The organism is Nostoc sp., from assembly GCF_036917635.1.
In the GTDB taxonomy this organism is placed as follows: Bacteria; Cyanobacteriota; Cyanobacteriia; order Cyanobacteriales; family Nostocaceae; genus Nostoc.
The window spans coordinates 23,264-44,702 of sequence record NZ_JBALCW010000110.1 but is presented as its reverse complement, the minus strand read 5'-3'; the positions used below and the strand labels follow the sequence as shown (position 1 = coordinate 44,702).

At 41.2% G+C, this 21,439-nt stretch carries 21 protein-coding genes; 10 read left to right on the top strand and 11 right to left on the bottom strand.

Annotated elements, in window-relative coordinates; genetic code table 11:
- Positions 1 to 277 precede the first annotated feature (277 nt).
- On the bottom strand, positions 278 to 1,150 hold the full coding sequence (locus tag V7K32_RS26910; protein ID WP_334997707.1) for a D-alanyl-D-alanine carboxypeptidase family protein: 873 nt from the start codon (positions 1,148 to 1,150) through the stop codon (positions 278 to 280).
- Between the two features lie 667 nt (positions 1,151 to 1,817).
- On the opposite strand from V7K32_RS26910, the gene mnmG reads away from it, so the two are divergent.
- The 3 genes from mnmG (at position 1,818) to V7K32_RS26895 (ending at position 5,326) form a co-directional block, all read left to right on the top strand.
- Positions 1,818 to 3,719 carry a tRNA uridine-5-carboxymethylaminomethyl(34) synthesis enzyme MnmG gene (gene mnmG, locus V7K32_RS26905; RefSeq protein WP_334997938.1) on the top strand — a complete coding sequence of 634 codons (1,902 nt, stop codon included), beginning with the start codon at positions 1,818 to 1,820 and terminating at the stop codon, positions 3,717 to 3,719.
- Between the two features lie 68 nt (positions 3,720 to 3,787).
- The gene (locus V7K32_RS26900; protein ID WP_334997705.1) at positions 3,788 to 3,910 is read left to right on the top strand and encodes a hypothetical protein; all 123 of its coding nucleotides are present in this window, start codon (positions 3,788 to 3,790) and stop codon (positions 3,908 to 3,910) included.
- A 60-nt stretch (positions 3,911 to 3,970) separates the two neighbouring features.
- The gene (locus V7K32_RS26895) at positions 3,971 to 5,326 is read left to right on the top strand and encodes a hypothetical protein (RefSeq protein WP_334997703.1); all 1,356 of its coding nucleotides are present in this window, start codon (positions 3,971 to 3,973) and stop codon (positions 5,324 to 5,326) included.
- 508 nt (positions 5,327 to 5,834) lie between these two features.
- Here V7K32_RS26895 and V7K32_RS26890 read toward each other — a convergent pair.
- The 3 genes from V7K32_RS26890 to V7K32_RS26880 all read right to left on the bottom strand — a co-directional run bounded on the left by V7K32_RS26890 (position 5,835) and on the right by V7K32_RS26880 (position 7,068).
- Complete coding sequence (locus tag V7K32_RS26890; RefSeq protein ID WP_334997701.1) at positions 5,835 to 6,194, bottom strand: helicase-related protein; 360 nt, start codon at positions 6,192 to 6,194, stop codon at positions 5,835 to 5,837.
- Between the two features lie 152 nt (positions 6,195 to 6,346).
- Positions 6,347 to 6,844, bottom strand: coding sequence for a hypothetical protein (locus V7K32_RS26885; protein WP_334997699.1), 498 nt, complete (start codon positions 6,842 to 6,844; stop codon positions 6,347 to 6,349).
- On the bottom strand, positions 6,805 to 7,068 hold the full coding sequence (locus V7K32_RS26880) for a hypothetical protein (RefSeq protein ID WP_334997697.1): 264 nt from the start codon (positions 7,066 to 7,068) through the stop codon (positions 6,805 to 6,807). The genes V7K32_RS26885 and V7K32_RS26880 overlap by 40 nt, the downstream gene beginning before the upstream one ends.
- Before the next feature lie 769 nt (positions 7,069 to 7,837).
- On the opposite strand from V7K32_RS26880, the gene V7K32_RS26875 reads away from it, so the two are divergent.
- Both V7K32_RS26875 and V7K32_RS26870 read left to right on the top strand, forming a co-directional pair.
- A complete protein-coding gene (locus tag V7K32_RS26875; RefSeq protein WP_334997695.1) occupies positions 7,838 to 8,221 on the top strand; it encodes a hypothetical protein in 384 nt (127 codons plus the stop codon).
- A 57-nt stretch (positions 8,222 to 8,278) separates the two neighbouring features.
- Complete coding sequence (locus V7K32_RS26870; protein ID WP_334997693.1) at positions 8,279 to 8,533, top strand: hypothetical protein; 255 nt, start codon at positions 8,279 to 8,281, stop codon at positions 8,531 to 8,533.
- Positions 8,534 to 8,665: 132 nt separating this feature from the next.
- Here the strand turns inward: V7K32_RS26870 and V7K32_RS26865 are convergent, their stop codons facing one another.
- A complete protein-coding gene (locus V7K32_RS26865) occupies positions 8,666 to 8,884 on the bottom strand; it encodes a hypothetical protein (RefSeq protein WP_334997691.1) in 219 nt (72 codons plus the stop codon).
- 95 nt (positions 8,885 to 8,979) lie between these two features.
- On the opposite strand from V7K32_RS26865, the gene V7K32_RS26860 reads away from it, so the two are divergent.
- Positions 8,980 to 9,141 carry a hypothetical protein gene (locus V7K32_RS26860; RefSeq protein ID WP_334997689.1) on the top strand — a complete coding sequence of 54 codons (162 nt, stop codon included), beginning with the start codon at positions 8,980 to 8,982 and terminating at the stop codon, positions 9,139 to 9,141.
- A 41-nt stretch (positions 9,142 to 9,182) separates the two neighbouring features.
- On the opposite strand, the gene V7K32_RS26855 is transcribed toward V7K32_RS26860, so the two are convergent.
- The 6 genes from V7K32_RS26855 to V7K32_RS26830 form a co-directional block, all read right to left on the bottom strand.
- Positions 9,183 to 10,388: a glutathione S-transferase family protein gene (locus V7K32_RS26855; RefSeq protein WP_334997687.1), complete on the bottom strand. Its 1,206-nt coding sequence runs from the start codon at positions 10,386 to 10,388 to the stop codon at positions 9,183 to 9,185.
- 806 nt (positions 10,389 to 11,194) lie between these two features.
- Positions 11,195 to 12,760, bottom strand: a complete 1,566-nt coding sequence (locus V7K32_RS26850) for a glucosaminidase domain-containing protein (protein WP_334997685.1) — start codon at positions 12,758 to 12,760, stop codon at positions 11,195 to 11,197.
- 620 nt (positions 12,761 to 13,380) lie between these two features.
- Positions 13,381 to 14,001 carry a hypothetical protein gene (locus V7K32_RS26845; RefSeq protein ID WP_334997683.1) on the bottom strand — a complete coding sequence of 207 codons (621 nt, stop codon included), beginning with the start codon at positions 13,999 to 14,001 and terminating at the stop codon, positions 13,381 to 13,383.
- 408 nt (positions 14,002 to 14,409) lie between these two features.
- Positions 14,410 to 15,351, bottom strand: a complete 942-nt coding sequence (locus V7K32_RS26840; RefSeq protein WP_334997936.1) for a DNA polymerase III subunit delta' — start codon at positions 15,349 to 15,351, stop codon at positions 14,410 to 14,412.
- 340 nt (positions 15,352 to 15,691) lie between these two features.
- Positions 15,692 to 16,480, bottom strand: coding sequence for a WecB/TagA/CpsF family glycosyltransferase (locus V7K32_RS26835; protein ID WP_334997681.1), 789 nt, complete (start codon positions 16,478 to 16,480; stop codon positions 15,692 to 15,694).
- A 51-nt stretch (positions 16,481 to 16,531) separates the two neighbouring features.
- On the bottom strand, positions 16,532 to 17,608 hold the full coding sequence (locus tag V7K32_RS26830) for a glycosyltransferase family 4 protein (protein WP_334997679.1): 1,077 nt from the start codon (positions 17,606 to 17,608) through the stop codon (positions 16,532 to 16,534).
- A 224-nt stretch (positions 17,609 to 17,832) separates the two neighbouring features.
- Between V7K32_RS26830 and V7K32_RS26825 the strand changes: the two genes are divergently transcribed.
- From V7K32_RS26825 to V7K32_RS26810, 4 genes are all read left to right on the top strand, one after another.
- Positions 17,833 to 19,332 carry an acyl--CoA ligase gene (locus tag V7K32_RS26825; RefSeq protein WP_334997677.1) on the top strand — a complete coding sequence of 500 codons (1,500 nt, stop codon included), beginning with the start codon at positions 17,833 to 17,835 and terminating at the stop codon, positions 19,330 to 19,332.
- A 40-nt stretch (positions 19,333 to 19,372) separates the two neighbouring features.
- Complete coding sequence (locus V7K32_RS26820) at positions 19,373 to 19,762, top strand: hypothetical protein (protein ID WP_334997675.1); 390 nt, start codon at positions 19,373 to 19,375, stop codon at positions 19,760 to 19,762.
- An 83-nt stretch (positions 19,763 to 19,845) separates the two neighbouring features.
- Positions 19,846 to 20,067: a type II toxin-antitoxin system HicB family antitoxin gene (locus tag V7K32_RS26815; protein WP_334997673.1), complete on the top strand. Its 222-nt coding sequence runs from the start codon at positions 19,846 to 19,848 to the stop codon at positions 20,065 to 20,067.
- Positions 20,068 to 20,422: 355 nt separating this feature from the next.
- Positions 20,423 to 21,436 (top strand): DNA-methyltransferase, encoded by a 1,014-nt coding sequence (locus V7K32_RS26810; protein WP_334997934.1) that lies wholly within the window; start codon positions 20,423 to 20,425, stop codon positions 21,434 to 21,436.
- Positions 21,437 to 21,439: the final 3 nt, after the last annotated feature.

Here is a 21,439-nt window from a genome sequence, read left to right as displayed (position 1 = left end):
CAGAATTTCAAAGTCCCTCTCCCATATCTGGGAGAGGGATTTAGGGTGAGGGCAAAAACTACGGTTCTCAACTTAGATGAGGTTTAAAAGCTAAATTATCATTGAGTTTGCTTAAGTTATGTTGCAGAATTGAATGTACTTCCTAATTTTGATAAGTTGCTCTTAATAATTCGATTAAGAAGGCTTGCTCTTGGTTAGCAGCTTCGTTTGCCATAGCTAAATCCCTGACAATACACATTTAAGGTTATTATTCCCAAGTTTTCATGCTATCTAAAAATTATAGTGGCGTAATCCAATAAGTAATGCCTCCGACAACTTGTTTCTTAAAACCAAACAAAGGTAAATTATCTTCAGTTAAACCTACATAAGTCCAATGTGGAAGATCATTTTGTACAGTTTGAAACCAACCATTTTGATTAAGAGCTTTTCTTTGTTCTTTACTACTTACGTGTAAATCAATTGCTAATCCCCAAAGATGTTGTGAAGTTCCAGGAGGTGCAACTAAACCGAGAACTTTTGTTTCTTTGCCCTGTTGAACTTTTGCCAAAATTTGATTATTAGCATATTTTTGCCAAAATATTAAATTCGTGTTGAAAGTGCGAGTACAATCACCAGAGCCATAACCAGATTTTAGTGGTATTTGTTGCCGAACTCGCGCTTTCTTTAAAGCATCAGCTGCCGATTTTTGTAAATAACAGTCTTTAGTGCCATCAACATGATCCATTGTTAAACTACCTTGAAACTCTTGGGTTTCTTGTTCATTAGCAAAGATATCTTTTTGCGGTAGTTTAATTCCGACATCTTGATTTACAAAGACTGCGCCATAGTTTCGTAGCAAAATATATTCATAAGTACCAGGCTGGGGAACTGTGGGTAACTTCCTAGCGATCGCAGATAAAAAACGCTGTTGAGCATTTAATTTTGGATCGGGAATAAATGGTTCTGATGTCGTCTTTTTAGAGATATCTTTACAAGGTAACAAATCAGTACTCAAGCATCCGTTTAATGGTTGGGTGATTATAGCAACTTGGTGGTGGGTAATCTCATTACTAGCTACTAATACAAAAATCATCAAAATAACTATACTGATGAAAGTGGTCTTTCTGAGAAATCTAGTAATATTCCTTTGCTTTCTGAGAGTAAGTTTCATTCCTAAGTAATTCCTGAATTGATTCCAGAATAAAGTTAATAAATCCGTGAGAGATATTTATTATTAATGAGTTAAAAAGAAAACTTAGTCGTTTACATTAAGCTATATAGCACTCCTAAATGATTTGTGAAAATTATATATCTCTTTCTTATTTATTGCCTTTGCGCCCAAAGCCAGTACTTTGCGGTTCGTTTTCTTATTTCTATTTTTCACGAATTAAATAGACTATAATTTAATGTATATCTAATGCCTCTCAATAATTAATCAAATTGGTCTTAATTGCTAAATATGTGAACAATAATTGTGATAAACAACCCGGAAGGTTGTCACAAATTTTAAAAAGATCATATTTGGGAGTATCCCAAATGTGCAAGTTTATTTTTATACGGTATTTAAACTCAGGCTGAGAATGAAATAACGAACCGCAAAGGACGCAAAGAACGCAAAGAAAAGAGGTTTGTACAGGGTTTTTGTACTAATCCTGTGTCTTTTGGCAAAATTGGGATGCTCTATTATATTTTTACTTAATACTCAAGTTTAAAAAAATAAAATTCCTTTTAATTCAGTACTAGTAAATTTGATAACTTTTTTATCAGAAAGTTACATCCCTGAAACCACTGGAACAGTTAAAATTGAAAAGAACTCTCAGCTTGCTGATCCTGTAAGTATGACCATGCACAATTCCGTTGAATTCCAAGACGCTTTTGATGTCATAGTCGTCGGTGCAGGTCACTCCGGTTGCGAAGCAGCTCTCGCCTCTGCCCGCCTCGGTTGTCGTACCCTGTTATTGACGCTCAACTTGGATAGAATCGCTTGGCAACCGTGTAATCCAGCAGTGGGTGGCCCGGCCAAATCTCAGTTGACTCATGAGGTAGATGCACTCGGCGGCGAAATTGGTAAGGTAGCAGACCGCACCTACCTACAAAAACGTATCCTCAACTCTTCACGGGGGCCTGCTGTTTGGGCGTTACGCGCCCAGACAGACAAGCGCGAATATGCAGCAGTGATGAAGAATATTGTCGAGAACCAAGAAAACTTGACAATCCGCGAAAGTATGGTGACAGATTTGGCGCTGGGTGCTAACGGTGAAGTTATCGGCGTTGAAACTTATTTTGGTGTCGGGTTCCAATGTAAAGCAGTCATCTTGACAACCGGCACCTTCTTAGGAGGCAAAATTTGGGTTGGTAACAAATCAATGCCAGCCGGACGCGCTGGAGAATTTGCGGCCGAAGGATTGACACAAACTCTAAATCGCCTGGGATTTGAAACCGGCAGACTGAAAACTGGAACTCCAGCCCGGGTAGACAAGCGATCAGTAGATTATGGTAAAATGCTCATCCAGCCAGGGGATGAAGATGTGCGTTGGTTTAGCTTTGACCCAGAGGCGTGGGTAGAACGGGAACAGATGCCTTGCTACATCACCCGCACAACTGCCGAAACCCATCGCTTAATTCAGGAAAATTTGCACCTGTCGCCAGTTTATGGCGGTTGGGTGGAAGCGAAAGGACCGCGTTATTGTCCCAGTATTGAAGATAAAATTGTGCGCTTTGCCGATAAGGAAAGCCACCAAATATTTATTGAACCAGAAGGACGGGATATACCCGAACTTTATATCCAGGGGTTTTCCACAGGGTTACCAGAAAATTTGCAACTGCAAATGTTACGGACTCTCCCCGGTTTGGAAAAATGTGTGATGCTGCGTCCGGCGTATGCTGTGGAATATGACTATTTACCTGCAACTCAGTGTTACCCCACACTGATGACTAAAAAGATTGCCGGACTGTTTTGTGCTGGGCAGATTAACGGCACCACAGGTTATGAAGAAGCCGCCGCTCAAGGGCTTGTGGCGGGAATTAACGCCGCTCGATTTGTTCGTTCTCAAGAAATGATTGTCTTTGCCCGCGAGCAAAGTTACATTGGGACGCTAGTTGATGACTTGTGTACAAAAGACCTGCGGGAACCTTACCGGATGCTTACCAGTAGGTCTGAGTACCGATTGCTATTGCGTTCTGATAATGCCGACCAACGCTTGACACCCTTGGGGCGGGAAATTGGTTTAATTGACGATCGCCGTTGGGATCTATTTACCCAAAAAGAAGCCAATATTACCACAGAAAAGCAAAGATTGCAAGCTACACGAGTCAAAGAACATGATGAAATAGGAATAGCGATCGCATCTAATACCCAGCAATTAATTAAAGGTTCAATTACTCTCAACGACTTGCTGCGCCGTCCCGGATTTCATTACGTTGACCTCGACAGGTTCGGACTAGGAAACCCCAACCTCAACCGCGCCCAGAAAGAAGGCGCAGAAATTGACATCAAGTATTCTGGCTATCTCGCTAGGCAACAAAATCAGATTGACCAAATTGCCCGCCAAGCGCACCGCCCGCTACCTGCGGATTTGGATTATACAACAATTGATACTCTATCCATTGAAGCACGGGAAAAGTTAACTCACGTAAAACCACTCACTCTAGGTCAAGCTGCACGTATTGGTGGTGTAAACCCAGCAGACGTTAACGCTTTATTATTATATTTAGAATTGCGTAGAACCAAGAGCCAGTAAGAGTTTACAGCGTTAGCTTCACACAAACTTGATAAAGACTGAGTATAGTAGTAGGGGGGGAGATTGGTATGATAGATGACATAAATATTAGTAATGGCATCATCAACAATCCCCAGATTAAAGTTGACTTTAATACCAACGCTCAACCAACTCGTCTCAATCAGAGGGCGGATTGGATATTTTATCTGTAATCCTAATTAAGAGGCAGTAGGCGCGGCGTTTCCTCGTCCTAGCAACAACCCAGAAAGTCTATGTTACAAAAAGCCAGCACCCGTCTCATAGTACCGGAACCATCAGAAGACTTAATCGCCAACGAGCCTTGGTCGATAGAAAACTATGCTGATGGTTTAATGGATGAACTCTTTGCCGATATCGACTCCATTCTGGATGTTAGTGGTAATCTGCTTTCTCAGACCGTTAGCCACAGTAGGCAGAAGAAATCTAACCAGTCTGTTGCAGGGGTTTCTCCCCAACCTCAACCCCAGTCGCCTCCAGAAAAGGTGCTGCAAAGAGTCACGATACCGCAGATTATCTTACCAAACGCAGTGAACCAACCAGTGCAGTCAGTTGCTCAAGATAACCACAAACACTTGAGTACCGTTGTATTTGACACCGCCACCGTTAAACCATCTATTAGAAAGCCTGAGAAAAGTAGTGGTAATTTGGGCAAACTACTGATAGCGGGAACAACTTTAGGCGTGGCGATCGCTGGTATTATCTACCTGGTACAGTCTGGAGTCGTATATCTTTTAAATCCCAACTTGACCCAGCCAGCTATTCTAGTCCCACAACCCCAGTCCCAGTTACCCACAAAAGTAGAAATAGAGGCAGATTTGGTTGACTACATGCTGCAAGCCCTGGCAGTTATAGATAAGCAAGAAGCAACCCCCAATCAAAAATCTGCCATACCTGGATTCTCCAGTCAGGCAAATACTAACCAGATAGCCCTTGGTAACAGGCAAACAACTGGTAATCTCCCATCAGTTCCACTTCTAGCCAACAATACACCACTAGCCCCCAACCGTTCTGGAAGCGTTGTTGAGCGCATCTACGTTCCCGTTTATCAAGCGCCGTCGCCAATGCGTTACGCACTGCCGGCTATTCCTCGTACTCCTACATTGCCACAAGTTGCCAGTGTGTTACAGGCATCTCAACCGGATGTTGTGAAAAATGCCCTGAATACGGTGCGACAAGCTGCCAAGCCTGTAACTGTCAACATGTTAGCTGCGGCTGTAAGAGCCGAACTTAAACCTCTAGCTGCGAAAACTGCACCGATTACCGTGCGGCAAACACCCAGCCCTCTGCCTGCATTACCAGTAGTTCCATTACGTGCAGCCCTCGTCCCAGATTCAGAACCAACTATTACCCAAGAACAAGTATATCCGGCAGTTGCGATCGCAGATGCTCCGAGTAATACCTTAGAAGGATTACTAGAGTTAGGCAACAAATCTGCCGCTTTGTTTAAAATTGATGGCGTGACTCGCCGCATCAATATGGGTGAAAGCATTGGCTCAAGCGGTTGGACACTAGTAGATGTAAGTAATGGTGAAGCTGTAATCCGCCGTAACGGCGAAGTGCGATCGATTTACGCAGGGCAAAAATTATAATAAGCTGTTTAAGCCTCTCTCTAGTGGTCTATCCCATTAGTTTTGATAGGTGAATCAGTTTTAAATTTCTCTTCTTTTCCTCTTATACTTCTCTGCGAGACGCTGCGCGAACGCGCTCTTTGCGTCAATACGGTTCCTTGCCTGCCACAAACACTGCTCCGTTTAGCGTTTGAATCGTTTTCCGCATATGCCAAGATGGAAGGCTAACTAATTTTGTGTCGCAATGTATACATAAATTTCGCTCATATCATGTTCGCTTGATTGCTTATTAAACGTTGTTGCCGTACGTGTGCCATTAACTCTTCAATTTTCTTATGGCGATCGCTAGATTTACCTGCTGCTATAATTTGATTCGACCTTTACGCTGCCAAACGAATCCTTGCCAAGGTCAAATTTGTTGTCATTGAATGGAAGGCTCATCACGACGTTCATCATTGAAGTCAAAAGCGATCGCTTTTCTAAAACTGGGTTAAACAGCAGAGCCTTGATAGGCAATGCGATCGCGTCCCTAGTCAGAAAGCACGACCACCGTCCAAGGTCGCATAGTTCTGCGTCGTCCCGCCCGTCCCTTCCGTTGCAGAAAAGATGCCATATCTCGCGGCGCTTTGTGCTGGATGACACCTCCAACTTCTGGGTTGTTAAATCCCACTTCCAGAGATGCAGTAGCAACAATCACGTCTGCATTTGGCGTGACTCCGGTATCTTGGGAACTGGTGCGCCCAATATTCAAATAATTCGTGGATGTCAGGCGATCGCTAGAGAGCACATTCGACCAACACCTCAGTGTACGTTGGATTTCTGCATTCAGACGGAATCCCAAGACAGAACAGTAAGCCAAAGTGCCTTCAGAGGTACGCGTACCAACCATATACCATAGCTAATACGCCGTGCAATGACAGCATATCTTAGGGCAGGTTCAGCTTCATTATCAATAGGTTGCAATCCTGGATCACAGACAAACGCAACTACAGCATCCTATTAAACAAAAATGATAATCATTATTGTAAGCCTGTAATAAACTTACCCAATATTTACGATTTGCACGGCTTTTTTGAGGATGAGGTTTTTTGAGAATTTTACTCGCAATACTGACAAAATCTCTCTAACTGGCGCTTTATCCGCTTCTAGCTTCTCTATTTTCTCTAATAGTCGTTTTGGAATATACTTGCACTTTTTAACCAGGCTCACGCCATCTTTCCAAAACTCATAGTGATACCAAGCTTGGGGATAATCTTTGCCGTGAAGGGTGATGGTTTTCCACTGAATGGAGCCACTACCTAATCCTTTGTGTCGTCTAGTTTTACTAGGGTTATTTTTACTGGGGAGTATCTCTGACTGTTCGCTATTGTTACTAGGGTTATCTCCATACTGTATGCATTGCCCATGCTCCTTTTCCAACCACTCAACGATTGCACCATAACTACTAAACCCAACGCCAGTTTCTAACTCGTGTTTAAGCGCTGCGATCGCATCATCGCTTATTTTTCGACTTGCCCCTGGTGGCTTCTTGATTTCCAATAAACTTGAAATTCCACAATTACGGTATTTCTGTAACCATCTTGTAACTGTTGAAGTGTCTCTCCCCAAGCGTTCCCTATTTGCTGCTGCTCCTTTATCTGTCCAGTTTTGAGCGACCACAACATCTGAAGTTTTTCTTTTTGGTTTCCTAACCTAGCTGTCTGTAGACGTTTTTTCAATTCCTCTTCGCTTTCTGCGATCGCCATCTTGAATCGGCGGCTCATAGGGATTTAAATTTGTGGAGTTTGCAACTTCTCTATTAAACCGCGTCCATCTTGAAACCTGTAGATATTCCAGGATGAAAAGAAAAAACCCTCATCCCCCAGCCCCTTCTCCCAAATTTGGGAGAAGGAGAGCCGCAAAGTTGTCCCTCTCCCTTCTTGGGAGAGGGATTTAGGGTGAGGGCAAAAACTACGGTTCTCAAAATAGATGAGGTTTATATGCAGCTTCATATTAAATTGGTATTACCTGACGAATAATTCTCGGTAGCGATCGCTTTCAAGGCTAGTTGCTTTATGCGATCGCCCCACCTCTGCCGATTAACAACAGCTTTCGATAGCCTACGATTGCTCTGTTAAGGTGATAGTGCATTCATGTTTGACCAAATGCGTAACAACCAGTAGTTGTCACGCACTTGGTCAATGGTGTTGTATCGGGCTTGGTTTATTGGGTCTAATCCTTATACAATGAGGTTTTCAAGATTTTTCGTTCTTTTTGCATAAAGTACAAAACTCTAGCTGAAGAATATTACATACCAAACGAATTATATGTAAACCAGGAATAAGATTTTAAAAATCTCTTATTTTATTATTCCTTTTTTTAAGCGCTGCTCTGGACTCCTTCCTTGCCTCAGGGCAGTTTTTTTTGTACTCTTAGCTACGAAAGAGTCTTGCAGACATTGTCAGCAATTGAAATTCTGATGTAATGTATTGCGTTAAATTACAAAAACTAACTTATTGAAGCGATAAAAACAACAGCTATCTAAAAGAGAATATGATTTTTGGTAAAAAGCTGCTTTACGTGCTAATTTTTTGTGGGATGGGGGTTAACGGTTTTTTGTATCTAAGTTGGTTTTTATCACCTCCTAACCCTGATAGAGTAGGCTACTGGTTTTGGATATATTTATTTGTATTTCCTTCCCTTGGCTTTTTGGGAATAGCTGCTTTAGCGCTAAGAAATTTACTTAGCATTCCTTCAAGTATTGGCATTACCTTGTTGCTATATGTTGGAATTCTAACGATTCTCGCAAACTCATTTCACTTAGGCTTAGGCTGGATGCTAAGTTGGCTACCTTATTTAGGCTATGAGTTTCTCCATTTTATATTATTCGCCTTAACATTGTTGTGCCTGATTGTGCTTGTGCAACGGCGATATTAACTTTAAGCATATTTGGAGCGTGTGGAGGCAGGAGGTATATTTGCCAGGACAGGATAATTGAAGCTGCAATTCAACCTCAACTATCTTCTTCTACGTTTTCTTGTTGATAATTTTGCAAGTGTTCCTCTCAATACAATTAAAAGAGGAATTCCAGAAATAATTAAAAATGGGGTTAGAGCGAATGTTCTTGAAAATATAGCAGTACTTAGAAGTAATAAAAAAGACCCTCCAAACAATACCCAGCCGGAAATTAGCACCTACCAAGGCATTCTTCTAGAAGACATACTTCTCATTGCTCGACCTCTCACGTAAATCTCAGCCATCGGGTCATACGCTCTTGGAATCCTCTCCTGATAAGTTGGTTCTCGCTCGGCAGGGATCTCAACTCTGATTTTGTCTGAGTCGAAATTGCTGCGTTCCTCAAAAAAGTTTTCAGGTTCGTCGTTATTGCTCATGGTTTGTACCAGATAATTTTAACTCCACCGTCAAGGTATAACTAGATAATACAACTGCTAATTGGGCGATTTCGGATTCTGGTAAAACACTCAGTAGACTAAAAAGTTCTGCGATCGCTGTATTTTTTGGTTGAAAAAGATGATGACGGTTGATATCCCCAACTAAGGATGCATTATTATCTGACTGTGGGGCGGGAGTTTCTGACAAAACGTGATGCTAAACGGGCCAAATCACAATTTGAGGCTCTTGAGAATTCGATTTGGAAACCCGACTTTAACTCTAGGCAACTCTTACCAGGGGTGTTGCTGTTAGAAAATCTGAATCTGTTGCAGTTTCTCACGCCAGGGGTTCAACTGCGGGGGTCTGATGAGCAGATGCTGGAGTTTAAGGCGCTGGCTGTTGTGCATCGGCAGGTTATTAAGAATTACCTGAATGTTAGTATTTCGATAACTGTTTACTGTTAATTGTTAAAGGAGCGCGATCTGCCAGGATGGATACCTGAGTCCTACTTGATGACAAAGTTAGACGGGTCTTGATCTCGTCGATGCTTAGTGGGAATGGGATCTGGCTGCCCATCACCTGCAAGGGCTGCGGTTTTCTCCAGGGATTCCCTCAATCGCTTGGCTGCGTAGATGGACATATCTCGCGGTACATTAATGCGATCGCGCAAATATCGGAGAGCGACATCAGATCCCAATGGAGGTACACAGTCTTCATCGCTCATCATGTGTGTTAAAGCACAACGTAGGGCTTGATCAAACAATTTATAATCTTTGGGATTGACTCGGATAATATTGATGCGGTGTTCGATAGTTCGTTGAAGAGCTTCCATGCGCGAGTTTTCGGGTTCTGGATAAGTAACATCTGGTAGCCCGAACCAGGGGCCGTAATCTACCCGCGCTTTATTGAGAAGCATCTGGGTTTCGCCGTTCTCCCAACAGCCCCCCATCTGGGGCGGCAAATCATGTGCGTGGGTGTGAAAGTCGCTCTGGGTACCGCAGTAGGTAGGTCGGCTTTCCATTGCCGCAAACCATGCGCTCAAGCGAGGGTTTTCTTCCCGTAGGGAGTAGCCCTTGTAGTAGTAAAGGCTTGCATTCATCCGTTCGAGATATGGCGTAAAAATCACATCAACGATGCCGAAGCTATCCAGAAAGTAAGGGCTTGCGGTGCGACCCAGAGCCTCCTCCACCTTAGCCACCACTGCGATAAATTGTTTTCGGTTGCTTTGTTCTTGTTGAGAAGAACCTGCTCTAGAACACAGCCAAACGCACCAAGCTCTAAATAAAAGTCGTTCTAATTGACGTAGAATCAGCACCTTGCCGTCTTCCATCCCTTGGTTCAATGGAGCAAAAACCTTTGACAAAGCGAGCAAAATGTCATCGCTTTCCGTAATAATCCTTCCATCTAGCTCGATCGCCGGGAGCATTCCTGATGGTACCTTACGTTTGTACCAACTTTCTTTCTCCCCATAGCAGAACATTGTCACTTTTTCGATGCGATAGGGGATCTGTTTTTCCTCTAGCCATAACCAAACTTTTTGACAGTAAGGACACCAGGCGTGGTTATCGCGGTACAGCGTTACCCGCACATCAGATTCTGGCTGACCAAACAGGCGCAACCTGGCTCTAGCGTTGGTAAGACCATTAACAGTATCTATTTGATAGTCCGTGAGGGTTTCTAGTTCTTGCCAGCTTAAGGGTGCGGTAGTCATAGGCTCAGTTGTGTAGGGCAATACTTAGGACTGTTTCTTGACTCTACAATATTTTTAGACGTGGAAGAAAGTATAGTATTCTGGGAAGCAAAAAGAACTAACTCTTATCCAGCATCAAGGGATTATTAACTATGGGGCTGTCTTTGAGCCTCACCAAAATTCTAGTCGCACACCAACGTCATCTGCTCGTTGATTGCGACGCAAATGGCTGAATAAAGACTCGATTTTGAGATTATCAGGTGGTAAGCCTGGAATATCGTAGCAGTGCAATAAGTTAGTAGCGTATTTATCCCATAAACGTTGTAACTTTTTCTGTATAGCAAACTATATTTTATTACACCATAGGCTAAGTAGTGTTTACCAAAATATTCACATTCAGCGTTGGCACATTCTTTACCCTTGCCTGCCACAAACACTGCTCCGTTTAGCGTTTGAATCGTTTTCCGCATATGCCAAGATGGAAGGCTAACTAATGTGGTGTCGCAATGTATACATGAATTTCGCTCACATTTCACAATTATTCGTTTGGCATCCGGGAAATATCTTTGTGGGCGGTGGCTAGGTTTTTTTTCGATCACTGAGGACTATCTGCTGCTATGTGTTTTTTTCAGCTTACCTGCAAACAACACCAATTAGATAGCTAGGGCTTCCACCCCATAAGATATTGATAAAATTTTGATATGCAAATTAGATGTATTTTAGCTTAGTAGTTTGCCAAGTCAACAATACTTGGCTTGTAGTGAGCGCTTGGGCGCTCAAATCAAAGACTAAAGTCCTTACCCAACGGGTTCGTTAGTCACCAAGAACTAGCTCCTCACTGGTGGGTTAATTTCAAAATGAATATGATTATCGTGACCACTCAGAGGAACACAAAGTCTTTCTTTAATTAGCTGTTGATCGTTGAAAAAGACTGCCCGTAATAACTTTTGCTTACCAATAGACTTGAGAATAGCTCGTGCAGCATCTTGATCGTATTCAGAACTCGACCAAATGATGCCACCGAAATTTCCATTTTTTTGGGGTAAGTAAACATCGCACATCATACCAGTTTCATGTCCATGATGGTCAGGAGTATCGCCTCCATGAGGAAGGCTAACATCGTTAATTGCGAATGGAGCCGCTGTGGGGTGAGTCTTACGATAACTGTTTTGATAATCTTGGGCAATTTTTTTGATAACATCAGCTAACCAGTGTGTTCCAAAATCGTGTTTATCTTGGATGTCTTCTAGTTCACCATTAACCAAACCATTATCACGATCGCTTTTTGGCATCAACTGCCACCGTGGTGCATTAGCTGCTTGCAACCATCGATGAGTTGTTCCCCCAACATCAACTCGCCCATCACCATTAAGAGTACTGCGACCAGCAATAATTGACTGAAATAGTTTGATTGCGTCAAATAGTCCTCTGTCTCTATCTGCACTGTTAAAATCGCCTACCCATGTGTAGCCTAGCTCATACAATCGCGCCTTAATAGCCTTAACATCATCAGCTTTATTGACTCCGCCAATTCCTACACTACCACCGAGTTTAATTAACTTCGCTCCTGGTAAACTAGATGCAGTAGGTTGTTGAGTATTTTCATCATCTTTGCTATCGAAAGGAACAACAACTTTAATGCGGATCTCTAGAGTTTGATTGTCAACGGCAATTATCATGCGGCGATCGCCTTCTTGTTTAAAGACGAAATCAAGTTGCCATTTGCCCTCCTGACTAATTACTACATTTGCGATTGGAAATTGATCGTCAATTATAATTGACAAAACTTTGCCACTGTCAGCTAAACGTGCTACGCCTTCAACCCTAAAATTTTGCCCTACTTCCACTTCTTTTGGCGCACGAATTAGCTGCAATTGTTCCACTGAAACGGGAATAGTAACTCCACCTGGGTTAGCCAGTAACTTTTGCGCCTCTGGAAGTAAGTCCACAACTTTACTCACATATTTAGGATCAGATGAATAGCCTTTAGCCTTGAGAAAGCCAAGGAAGTTTTCTGGCGTGTTGGTATAATCTTCTAAGCCTTTATAGGGAGTGCGAGTTAAAAACTTCCAATAACCAATAATAAAAGCATCTATATCTGTAAATTTACAGAACTCAACTTCTTGTGGCTCAGAAGGAACTTTCATTTTAAAAGGTTCGGCAAACCCTTTCATCTCAGTAACTCGCCATTTTAATCCAGCAAAATTGTTAGCATTGACAGCAAGCTGACTTTTTCCTCTGTCAGATTCTAATAACCATTGTGCGAGGGTAACTTCTTTTAAAATTTGCCGATTAATATCGCTAATCTTTCTACCTTCAATGCCAACTTGTGTAAATATTGTTGCTAAATTTTTATTCAAATAATTTTTGACTAAATTATCTAGTAACCACATAATTTTTTCCTATATAAAGGTTTTTATATATCCCCAAATTTTTAGAAAATTCGGAGATATAGGTGTTGACGAATCAATTAGATATAGCAGTCCTAAATCATTCGTGAAAATTATATCTCTCTTTCTTCTTTGCTTTGCGTCCTTGGCGGTTCGTTTCCTAATCTATATTTTTACGTCATTGCCAGTGAAACAAAGTAATCGCAAAGGTTTTGAGGATTTTACATTTTGTTACATTTATACCCACCTACTTAATATTTTTCTATAATGCTATATCAAGCAAAAATTGTTTTATGCCTGTTGCCCCTGTATCTGGAGGGCAATTGTGTCTCATAAGCTAAAAAACATTTAATTTGCATAATCGAATTAAACAGAACTCTTGTGGGGTGGGTCGAAAAGCCCGCCCAGGATATGCAAGTTTATTTGTCCGACAGCTTATCAATACCAAATTTCATAGAGTTGATGTCCTTTTTATAACTTAAGAGGTACGGTTTAACTTACTATACTGTATTAATTATTAACTTAAATCCGTAGGCGTAGCCCGCACCTCTCTACGAGACGCTCTTGCTAGCTTGCTTCCACGAAGTGGTACGACAAAGCTCAGTGACCACCAAAGATATAGCTTAATAAATGTTTCGCCAAGCTTTCACCGTCCCTTTGCCAATTTCGCTATCAACAGCTTGACCACCTTCCAAGACTAGTCTGATGTCTAAGTTCTCATCTGGAGCATTTTTCAAAGCAGTGGCTAATTCTTGACTGATAGCAAAAGTGCCGGTTGAACCGTCTAATTGAAAAACTTTTTCTCTGACCTTGAGCAAAAGTTTATCGACTTTTTTGGTAGTGACAAACCTAAGAGAGTCAGGCCTGGGGTACACACGACCTGCGGTGTAGAAAGGAGACCTTGCTTCACCAGAATTTACAGTTACCAGAACTCGAATGCTCGAAGGAGTCCACAAACTAATAACTTGCGTTGAACCCTCACGCAACAAATAGCCACCTAAGGAGTTGCGGTCGAAAACCCCAAGAAACTCCCCTTCAAAAGGGTCAACGATTCTCACGGCTTTCGACCAAGGTACATCCATATCAGGGGATAATCCTGCTGATTTGACTTGTGGTAAATCACTTGATGCTTTGGCAAGACTAGCTACCTCTTGAAGAGTGAAAGCAGGACAAACTTGAGGTGAAATCACAGCCAAGCTAGTCCCTAAAAGAAGAACTGGAATTGTCTGCGGTAAGTTCATCATAAGTTAGGGGTAGAATGTTCAAAAATAATAATTGGACAGCCTTTATTAGTCATCCTCCGCAAGACTTTTGTTTGCTATGAAGCTTTGACAATTGAGCAAGTTCCAGTGTCTTGAGGCAATGTCTCTTAACTCGCCGCATTTTCTAGGGGAGGCTTTACATAGGTTACTATCAATAATACACAAGTACTAACTATTTACGGATACTTAAGTAATATCATTTAATATTGTTATAACAGTTCTTAAACCACGTCTATCTTGAAACCTATAGTTCTTCCATAATGAAAAGGATTTGCCCTCATCCCCCAACCCCCTCTTCGCTTGCAATGAGGGGGCTAAGATGTACGTTGTATGATTAAAAAGCGCTATAAATAGTTTGAGGTTTTTGTGCCACAGTTAGTAAATGGAATTTTATTTTTGACATAAATATAAAAGCAGACATTCCCAAACTAGCCGGGGTTGAGCGTAAGAAAGTAAGTATTTACGAGATTGTTCTAGCTGGTTGATGATGCTGGGTTGATGCCGCTGCTGCCAGTAGAATTGCTGAAGATAATCAACTAACCACAGTTGGGCTTCTGTATCTAAATCTTTATCAATTTTCTTGGCTAACTCTAAGGCTTTGCGGTAGGAAGCAGGAGCTTTTTTTAAGTCTTCGAGTAAGTCAGAGGGAATAGCTTGTAATTGTTCGTAAGATGCGATCGCACTTCCGGCACTGCCAGCTGCTATACTCAATACTGCCTGATTTGCCAAAATTTCTTGATGACCACTTTGTGTAAGTACAACAGCCAAAGACTGTGCATCTAGGCGATAAAAAGGAATGCGTTGACAGCGTGACACCAAAGTTGGCAAAACAGACTCTAAGGTAGGTGCAATTAGAATTAACGTCGCCTGTCCCGGTTCTTCTAAAGTTTTAAGTAAAGCATTCGCTGCTGCTTCTGCCATTGTTTGGGCTTCTTCCAGCACCACTACATTCCTTGGCGCTTCCAAGGGTGGACGACTGAGAAACTCGGTAATTTCTCGAATTTGCTCTAGCCGAATTACAGGTGGTGCTTTACGCTTAAGTCCTTTCTCGGCCGCTTCTGCTGCTGTTAATCGTTGTCCCTGGTATTGGTACGTCGGTTGCACCCACAACAAAGCCGGATGGTTCCCTTGGCGCAAACGGTTTTGTAAAGCCGCAGTGACTCCCATCTCACTAGAAAATAGCAATTCTACAAAACATCTGGCTGCTAAACTTCTTCCCACACCATCTGGTCCCACAAATAGATATGCTAGAGCAACCCGATTTTGAAGGGCAGCCTGAGTGAGTAATTCTATGGCTTGCTGTTGTCCTACAAGTGGTGCAAATGGGTTAATAGTTCAGTACCTTCGCCAAAACAAACAAGAATATAGAAAACAGAGGGCTGATGTAGTAGAGTTGTTCTCTTGTATAACCACAACTTAGAAGCTACAAAATGCCAATATTTGACATACTAGCAGTGTTGCAATGACTTCTATCGCCTAAAGATTGTAGTCTTTTAAATACAGAGGAATGCAATGCTATTGTAAGGCGATACATTCAGTAAATCTAAAAGTTTTTTTTTCCAAAAGAGCGATCGCTTATTTTACAATTGGATAGCTTAAAAAACTTGTTTACAGACTGTACTGTACTTCATAATCCTGTAATCTGCTGTATGAATTATGAATTATGTTTTTCTTAGCGATTTGCTACCAATTTTTGAGCGATTTTTTGCTTAAATAGACGATAAAAAAACAATGGATTACCTATAATATAACGATCCCATAGACGAGTAGGTTCAGTAACTAAGCGTGTTAACCACTCAAAGCCATTATTCGTCAGCCACTCCGGCCCACGATATGTAGAATTAGTATAAAAATCTAAGCACGCGCCTAAAGGTAAAAATACACGAGCTTCAATTTTATTGAAGTTATCTAAAATCCACCTTTCTTGTAATGGCATACCAAAACCAATATATAAAATATCGGGTCGAAAATTATTAATTTTTTCTATTATTAAATCATTCTCTTTTCCTGATTTTTCAAAGTAACCATGATGCCCACCTATGCGAAGGTTTGGTGCAATTGATCCTAACTTTGTAATTGCTTCATCCACTACGCCGGGTTTTCCAGCTAATAAAAATAAAGAAATGTTTTCTTTTTCACATTTCAATGCTAAATCTTCTATATAATCTGGTGCTGTCATGCGATGTGCAGAATCCAGCGAATAACCGCTTAAGTTAGCTGCTAACAATACACCAAGTCCGTCGCAAAATACTAAATCTGCATTATTTAAAAAATCTCGATACCAAGACTTTTCATAAGCAAAATTCATCGCTCTAATATTCACATGTTCGACAATTGTCTTTTTGGGACTTTTGACTGCTTCTACTAAATAATCGATTAATTCTTGTACTTTAACTTTATGGAATCTTGTATCAAACAACTTTATTTCAGGGAAAGTTTTCGTATTAGTACTTGTATTCATTGTTATTTCCTTTTTGTTTAATTTAGACAAACTTTTTTCAGAATATGGCTCTCAACCTACAACTGATGCATAAATGTATTTTAAAGATGCAAGATAATTGCTGATATCCAAGTGTTTAACACTTATGCGGGCATTATTTCCTAGAGATAGTCTCAAATTTTTCTCTGCAATTAAAGATTGCATTGCCTCTGACAACTCCTGAATATCACCCGGATTAAGTAATAAACCATTCTGCTTTTGAGTAACTACTTCCGGTATTCCTCCTACTTTAGTAGTTATGACAGCTAAACCCCAACTCATTGCTTCTAGTAATGCCATTGGCAAACCTTCGTTGTAAGAAGGTAAAACAAATACATCAGCTTTAGCTAAAAGATCGTCGCGTTTTTCTTTGTCTACCCAGTCTAGGATAGTGATGTAGTCAGCAAGATTTAGAGTTTGAATCAAACTACGAGCTTTTTCTACATCTCCATCCCCTGCCATAACCAACTTTGCTTTACTTTTTTGTTCAGCAGGTATAGAAGCGAATGCGTTAATTAAATCAAATGCACCTTTGCGCTGACCAATGCGCCCTAAAAATAAGAAAAATACCTGGTTGGAATCTACATGCTGGGGAATTTGGGCGGGAATTCTTACCGCGTTAGGAAGAACAATAACTTGCTCTGGCTTCAAACCAAGATTTTCGATATAGAATTTTTTCCAGCTATCTGATAAAACAATAAAACGGGTACACTTACTAAAAGACCAACTCAGCCATTGCTTAAGCAATTGAGGAAGCTCAGAGTAAAATAAATGAAAGTCAGCACTATGAGCATGAATAATTAGCGGTTTTTGAAATAGCCAACAAATAAGACTAGTGATGGAGTGACGAAAAGCGCTACCTCTCTCTGAAACATGAACGTGAATTAGGTCGGCTTTTTTATTTAATAAGTTCCAAAATAACTCCCCTATTGCCTGCAAAAACACTAATACTTTCTGGAGAGCAGAGCCATTCGGTAAAGTAGTAATATGTGTAAATTTAATATCAGAAGTCGCTTCAGTAGCTTCTTCAAGGATGAGCTTTTGCACGGAAACTATCCCACCTTGCCGCTCCAAGCTTTCGCCTAACATAGTAATCTTTATAGGACTCATAACAAAAGAGCTTATTTAGGGTAGATAAATTCATCAAATATTTATGTGCCGTACACACTACTTAAACTATTATTAAGTTACGTATTTGTCAATGATAGTCAGTAACAGTTTTAATGTAATAAATATTACCATGTCGCCAAGGACGGGCTAAACGTTGTTTAGCCGTGGCATGTACTTTATTCTTAAAACTGATTGAATCATCCGTTGACAGACTGGAAAAACTAATGAACTTATTTAAGCTTTTAGCGGGGGAAGAGAATCATCTAGCCCTAGTTACCCCTGAGGGGCGATCGCTAACCTATAAGCAATTGCGCGAGAATATTGTTGGATTGGTATCGCAACTCAACAGCTTTGGATTGAAACGGCCAGATCGCATTGCCATTGCCATGACTAACGGTTCACCAATGGCTATTACCTTTTTGGCTGTCGCCCTGTGTGGCACTGCTGCACCCTTAAATCCTAAATACAAACAAGAAGAATTTGCCTTTTATTACGAAGATATCCAAGCAAAAGCACTGATTACGTTGTCTGAGTCGCCAAAAGCAGCCATTGCCGCCGTCACGCCCGATATGATGCTGATTAATGCCAAGGTAAACACTGACGGCACATTAAGCTTGAAATTAGTCAAAACAGGCTCAAAACCAGCAGAATCCTCGAATCTGGCAGCCCCCAGCGCCGATGATTTGGCGATGATTCTCCACACTAGCGGCACCACCAGCCGTCCCAAACGTGTGCCGATTCGTCATCGCAACTTAATTGCCTCAGCTAACAACATCATTGGTGCTTACTCACTCACAGCAGATGATACTACACTTTGCTTAATGCCCCTGTTCCACATTCACGGATTGGTGGGCTGTCTGCTGGCAACTCTAGCATCCGGCGGCACATTAATTTGTCCCAATGGTTTTAATGCCTTGGAGTTTTGGAAACTGGTAGATACCTACAAACCTACTTGGTACTCCGCAGCGCCAACCATGCACCAGACAATTTTGGCCCGCGCTAGCCGCAACACAGAAATTGTCAAAGCTAATCGCTTTCGTTTCATTCGTTCTAGTAGCGCTCCCTTGGCTCCGATTATTATTGAACAACTAGAGGCAACTCTGAATGCTCCCGTGGTGGAATCTTACAGCATGACTGAAGCATCTCACTTAATGACTACTAACCCCCTACCGCCAAAAGTCAGGAAACCGGGTACTGTCGGTTATGGCTTTGGTGTGGAAGTCGGCATCATGGACTTTGAAGGTAACCTATTATCTCAAGGAAGCTTGGGCGAAGTCGTGGTAAAAGCACCCAATGTCATCGATGGCTACGAAAACAACCCCCAAGCTAACGCCACAGCTTTTGTAAACGGTTGGTTCCGCACAGGGGATCAAGGCACACTAGATGCAGACGGCTACCTCCGCTTGACTGGACGCATTAAAGAATTGATTAACCGGGGTGGGGAAAAAATTTCTCCTTTAGAAGTGGATGATGTTTTGCTGCGCCATCCCGCCGTCGCCGAAGCCTTAGCCTTTGCCGTCCCCCACAAATCTTTAGGAGAAGATATCCACGCTGCTGTTGTCCTCAAAGGAGAAGTCAGCGAAAAAGAACTTTTAGCTTACTGTTCAACCATGCTGGCAGACTTCAAAGTTCCTAAGCAAATTCACATTTTAGATCAACTACCTCGTGGTGCTACTGGGAAACTGCAACGGTTGGCTATGGCGAAATTGCTTAACATAGGCTGAATCAGCGATACACTAAGGAAAATTCCTTGAGGAAGCTTTGATGGCACGGTCAAACGGGGTTACAACTGAAATGTCTGCACAGGAATTGCCTACAATATCAGATGAAGATACAGTGACAATTGAAGATTTACCGGAAGCTGGGGAGGATGTCCAAGATATTGACGACATCTTGAACTCACTCAAAACCTTATTGAGTAGTCTAGAAAAACTCCAAAAAGTCCGTCAGGAAGTGGGCGACATCAAACCGTTAATCGGGCGGATGCTTGATGGTGAAATGGTTGCTGGTGAAGAACTTGAGCAACTTAAGGCAGGTGTGAGCAGTCTTTCTCGCCTTGTTCGGGCTTATAATGACCATCAAATAGCGTTGGCTAAAGCACAATCGGCTAGAAATTTGCTAGATCAAGTTTTGAAAGAGCGTAAAGCTAATTGAAATAAGAAGCGATCGCATTTTTTAATTTCAGGAAATGCGATCGCTGTAAATTAAAGGTGTAACTCAAACTTGTGGCTATCCCTATGAAGTCTTTACAAGACTACACCACTGTTATCCGTCCCGATAACAATGGTACATTTGTCGCCTATATACCAGCGATTTTAGCCTGTCACGCTTGGGGACAAACGCCAGATGACGCTCGTGCTGAACTTGTCTATGTTTTTGAAATGATTCAGGAAGAATATGAAGAACAAGGACGTTCTCTACCCGAAGACGTTGAACTGGTAATTGCAAATGCCAGCTAAAGCCATTGAATTAGAATGAGTGGCGCAAAAACTAAAAACTCGGTTTTGAAAAAATTATATGTGTAATTGTGTTGCGTTAGCGTAGCTCACCGTAGGTATCGCCTTTAGGTATGTCTATACCAGCAAGGTAGATTATTAAAGTAACTAGGGAGGGTATCGTAGTCTACTTACTATTGATATTTTCCTCAATAATTGGCTAATAACCTAAAATAGGTTATGCTCACGAAAGTTTAGTATTACTTGCAAGGTAGGTATCGTAATGAAGACTAATAGAGAGAATCTACCCTTAGACCAGATTCTCTTGGAGGATAGCTTACAACTCCTTAGTAATCTGCCAGATGAATGTGTTGACTAAATTGTATCCTCTCCACCCTATAATCTAGGCAAAGAATACGAATTAAGGCAAGCTCTTGATATCTATTTGGCAGAACAAACAGCCGTTTTGCTTGAATGTAGCCGGATTCTCAAAAATACAGGTTCGCTACTTTGGCAAGTTGGTGCTTTTTCTGACCGAGGAATGCTGATTCCTCTGGATATTCGCTTTTTTCCGATTTTAGAGTCATGCAGATTAATTCCTCGCAACCGAATTATATGGGCTAGGCAACATGGTCTTCATGCCCAAAAAAAGTTTTCTTGTAGACATGAAACTATTCTTTGGTTTACTAAATCGGATAACTATAAATTTAATCTAGATGCTATTAGAGTTCCCCAAAAATATCAAAATAAGAAACATTATCGGGGAAATCGTAAAGGTGAACTTTCATGTAATCCAGAAGGTAAAAATCCCGGTGATATTTGGATATTTCGGAATGTTAAACATAACCATGAAGAACAAACTATACATCCCTGCCAATTTCCAGAAGACTTGGTAGCTAGAATTATCTTAGCTACAACTAACAAAAATGATATTGTTTTAGATCCATTTATGGGTTCTGGTACTGTGGGAGTGGTTGCGAGAGATCATAAACGCCATTTTATCGGATCAGAAATTGAACCAAAATATCATCAAGTCGCGTTGCGTCGTCTTAGTGGCAATCCAGAGAAAAATGGTTATTTTCCAAATTTAAAAACGTTGCGCGATTATGTTGAAAAAACTGGTCAATCTATTGATCAATTTAAGTTTGATGTGCAAGTAGAAAATAAAGCTTCAGAACGCAGCAAAGCAAAATTTTATCCAGAAGAGTATCATTTGCAAGAAATGGAAGATAGATTAATTTATGAAGAATCTGCTTTTGCAGCTAATCTAAGAGGTGAAGATATTCCAGTAGATCCAAAGCTTAATGGTAATGGAAAAAAGACCTTTTTGCAAAATAAAATAGTAAAACAAGTAGAAGAAATAGAACAAATTGAATTAAAATTATGGAGTTAATAG

Excerpts from the sequence above, each read along its gene's own strand:
- V7K32_RS26830 (WP_334997679.1), bottom strand. The coding sequence starts at position 17,608 with ATGAGTCCTATAAAGATTACTATGTTAGGCGAAAGCTTGGAGCGGCAA.
- V7K32_RS26855 (WP_334997687.1), bottom strand. The coding sequence starts at position 10,388 with ATGACTACCGCACCCTTAAGCTGGCAAGAACTAGAAACCCTCACGGAC.
- V7K32_RS26850 (WP_334997685.1), bottom strand. The coding sequence starts at position 12,760 with ATGTGGTTACTAGATAATTTAGTCAAAAATTATTTGAATAAAAATTTA.
- V7K32_RS26835 (WP_334997681.1), bottom strand. The coding sequence starts at position 16,480 with ATGAATACAAGTACTAATACGAAAACTTTCCCTGAAATAAAGTTGTTT.
- V7K32_RS26880 (WP_334997697.1), bottom strand. The coding sequence starts at position 7,068 with ATGAGCCGCCGATTCAAGATGGCGATCGCAGAAAGCGAAGAGGAATTG.
- V7K32_RS26910 (WP_334997707.1), bottom strand. The coding sequence starts at position 1,150 with ATGAAACTTACTCTCAGAAAGCAAAGGAATATTACTAGATTTCTCAGA.
- mnmG (WP_334997938.1), top strand. The coding sequence starts at position 1,818 with ATGACCATGCACAATTCCGTTGAATTCCAAGACGCTTTTGATGTCATA.
- V7K32_RS26825 (WP_334997677.1), top strand. The coding sequence starts at position 17,833 with ATGAACTTATTTAAGCTTTTAGCGGGGGAAGAGAATCATCTAGCCCTA.
- V7K32_RS26820 (WP_334997675.1), top strand. The coding sequence starts at position 19,373 with ATGGCACGGTCAAACGGGGTTACAACTGAAATGTCTGCACAGGAATTG.
- V7K32_RS26845 (WP_334997683.1), bottom strand. The coding sequence starts at position 14,001 with ATGATGAACTTACCGCAGACAATTCCAGTTCTTCTTTTAGGGACTAGC.
- V7K32_RS26900 (WP_334997705.1), top strand. The coding sequence starts at position 3,788 with ATGATAGATGACATAAATATTAGTAATGGCATCATCAACAATCCCCAG.
- V7K32_RS26890 (WP_334997701.1), bottom strand. The coding sequence starts at position 6,194 with ATGGTTGGTACGCGTACCTCTGAAGGCACTTTGGCTTACTGTTCTGTC.
- V7K32_RS26875 (WP_334997695.1), top strand. The coding sequence starts at position 7,838 with ATGATTTTTGGTAAAAAGCTGCTTTACGTGCTAATTTTTTGTGGGATG.
- V7K32_RS26815 (WP_334997673.1), top strand. The coding sequence starts at position 19,846 with ATGAAGTCTTTACAAGACTACACCACTGTTATCCGTCCCGATAACAAT.
- V7K32_RS26895 (WP_334997703.1), top strand. The coding sequence starts at position 3,971 with ATGTTACAAAAAGCCAGCACCCGTCTCATAGTACCGGAACCATCAGAA.